The following is a 2,559-nucleotide window of genomic DNA, read 5'->3' on the forward strand; positions in this document are numbered from 1 at the left end:
TCATGGTGATGCGCAGGAGCTTGCCGCGCAGGTCGTTGGTGTTGCCTGACGAGCGCTGCGCGTCGTAGGCAGGGTTGCGCGTCGCCCGCTCGTCGATCGGCGTGTAGCCGTCCGAGGCGAACGGGTTCGTGTCGTCACCCGTCGACAGGTAGAGGTTGCCCTCGGCGTCGAAGTCGATCTCACCACCGGCGTGGCAGCACGTGCCGCGCGAGGCCTCGACCTCGAGGATCTTCTTCTCGCTCGCCAGGTCGATCGTGTTCTGGTCGGTCAGCGTGAAGCGCGAGAGCTGGTTGTAGCCGTCGAAGGCCGCGAACGACTCGGGACCGGTCCCGTTCTCCGGGGCGTCGCCCGCGGGAGTGCTGAGCCGCGGGGCGTAGTAGAGGTAGACCCAGCGGTTCTCGGCGAAGTCCGGGTCGATCGCGACCCCCTGCAGCCCGTCCTCGTCGTGCGAGTACACCGGGATGGTGCCCGCGAGCGAGGTCGTCGCGCCCGCGGTCGTGTACCAGACCCGGCCGTCGCGCGAGGTGTGCAGGACGTCGCCCTCCGGCAGGACCGCGAGCGCGATGGGCTCGCCGGTCTTCTCGGCGCCCTTCGCGAGCGTGATCTGCTCGTACGAGCTCTCGACGGTCGCGCCGCACTCGGCGTCGACCGCCCCCGCGGCGGTCTGGATGCCGCCCAGGAGGTGCTGGACGAACGCCGGGTCGCTGTACGACTCCTGCGTGTGGCCGCCGCCCGTGTACCAGGAGCGGCCGCCGGCCACGTCCTGGCACCAGGCCGTCGGGTGGTCGGCGCCCATGGCCCCGCCGCCCGGTGAGTAGCTCGCCTCGTCGAGGGTCGCGAGCACGTGCACGTCCCCGCGCGGGTTCTCGCGGAAGTTGTACCACTCGTCGTACCGCTCCCACGAGGCCGGCAGGTGCGCGGTCGAGGGGTGGTCCTTGTCCGCGACCACGACGGTCGCGGTCTGGTTCTGCGGGTGGGCCGAGAAGTACGCGCCCACGAGCTCGCCGTACCAGGGCCAGTCGTACTCGGTGTCGGACGCCGCGTGCACGCCCGCGTAGCCGCCGCCGTCCGCGATGTACGCCTCGAACGCGGCCTGCTGGTCGGCGTTGAGCACGTCGCCGGTCGTCGAGAGCCAGACGACGGCGTCGTAGCCCGCGAGGTTCGCCTCGGTGAACGCCCCGGCGTCCTCGGTCGCGGTCACGGCGAAGTGGTTGTCCACGCCGAGCTGCTTGATGGTCGCGATCCCGGCCGGGATCGCGTCGTGCCGGAAACCGGCGGTCTTGGAGAAGACGAGCACGGAGAACTCGTCGTGGGCGGCGGCGGGTGTCGCCGTCAGTGCCAGGGTCGGGGCCGCGAGGGTCAGCGCCAGGAGCGCGCTCACCCCTGCCCGTCTCCTTCGGTGTCGTACGGTCACAGCTTTCTCCTTTGAAAGTCGATCGTCGTCCTCGGCGGCGGCCAGGGCCGTCCACCGGTACTGCGTCCGTCCTCACCTCCTCGTGCGCACGGTGCTCCTGGGTGCCCGCCGGGACTCGGCCCACCCGCAGGTGGTCCCGGCGGGCACCGGTCTAGTGGTCGCTCTCCCCCAGGCTCGCGGCGCCGTCGCCCGCGTCGTCCGGGTGGAGCGGGAGGAACACGTGGACGTGCCCCTGGTCTGCGGCGACGCTCAGGTCGTCGAGCTGGGTCGCGGCCATGCTCCACGTGTCCGCGGCGCGCAGGCGCAGGTCGCCCGCGAGCGCGAGGAGCTGCGACCGGGCCGGCTCGGCCGACGCCTCGGCGAGCTCGAGCGTGTCGAGCGCGTCACCCAGCAGCGCGATCGAGACGCCCAGACCGTTGCGCGTGACGTTGTACCCCGACGCGCCCGTCGGGAGGGCCTCGGCCTCGGTCGCCAGGGCCGCGAGCCGGTCCCGCCACGTGGCGAGCTGCTCGGGCGTCGCCGGGGTCCCGGGCGCGCCGTCGAGCGGGAGCGCCACGGACAGCTCGTGCATGGTCGGCACGAGCCCCTCCTGGGCCGAGACCGCGAAGTCGGTCACGACGCCCAGGTTCTCGGCGTCGCGCGCCACCTCGGCGGCCTCGAGCTCGGCCACGCGCGCGGGGTCGACGGCGTACGCGCCGGACGCTCCGTCGTCGGGCCCTCGCGTCGCGGCCCAGACGACCGCCGCGACGACCAGGACGACCACCGCGACCGCGGCGACCGCGAGCCACGCGCGACGAGCGCGCGAGAGGTTCCACGGCCACCGGGCGCTCGCGCGCTCCGGTGGCCGCTGCTGGGGACGGCCGGCACCGTCCCCGGACCGGGGCCCCGCTCCCCGAGCGGTCGCCGACCGGGCTGCGAGGTCCGCCTTGCTGCGTCGTGCTGCGGTCTTCTGCGCCACGGGTCGGTTCCTGTCTGTCGGGGGCGGGAGGTCCGTGCCGGCGCGGGCGCCCGGCACGAAGACGAAGGGTGATGCGGGTGTACGGAAGAGGCCTGCCGGGAGACCTGGCAGGGAAGCGCTGTCAGAGCCGTACGCCGTCGGGCCCGTCACGGGCGGGACGACGTGCGCGGCAGGCGCCGCCCCCGAG

Annotated in this window: 2 protein-coding genes; both read right to left on the reverse strand. The window is 73.6% G+C overall.

Going from position 1 to position 2,559, the window contains the following annotated elements; all coding sequences use genetic code 11:
- Positions 1-1,381, reverse strand: a 1,381-nt coding sequence (locus ACFWFR_RS19030) for a ThuA domain-containing protein (RefSeq protein ID WP_377624151.1), incomplete at its 3' end; no start/stop codon positions are given.
- Positions 1,382-1,565: 184 nt separating this feature from the next.
- Positions 1,566-2,372, reverse strand: a complete 807-nt coding sequence (locus ACFWFR_RS19035; RefSeq protein ID WP_377624152.1) for a hypothetical protein — start codon at positions 2,370-2,372, stop codon at positions 1,566-1,568.
- Between the last annotated feature and the right edge of the window lie 187 nt (positions 2,373-2,559).

Source organism: Oerskovia sp. NPDC060287 (genome assembly GCF_042726775.1).
GTDB classification, from domain to species: Bacteria; Actinomycetota; Actinomycetes; order Actinomycetales; family Cellulomonadaceae; genus Oerskovia; species Oerskovia merdavium.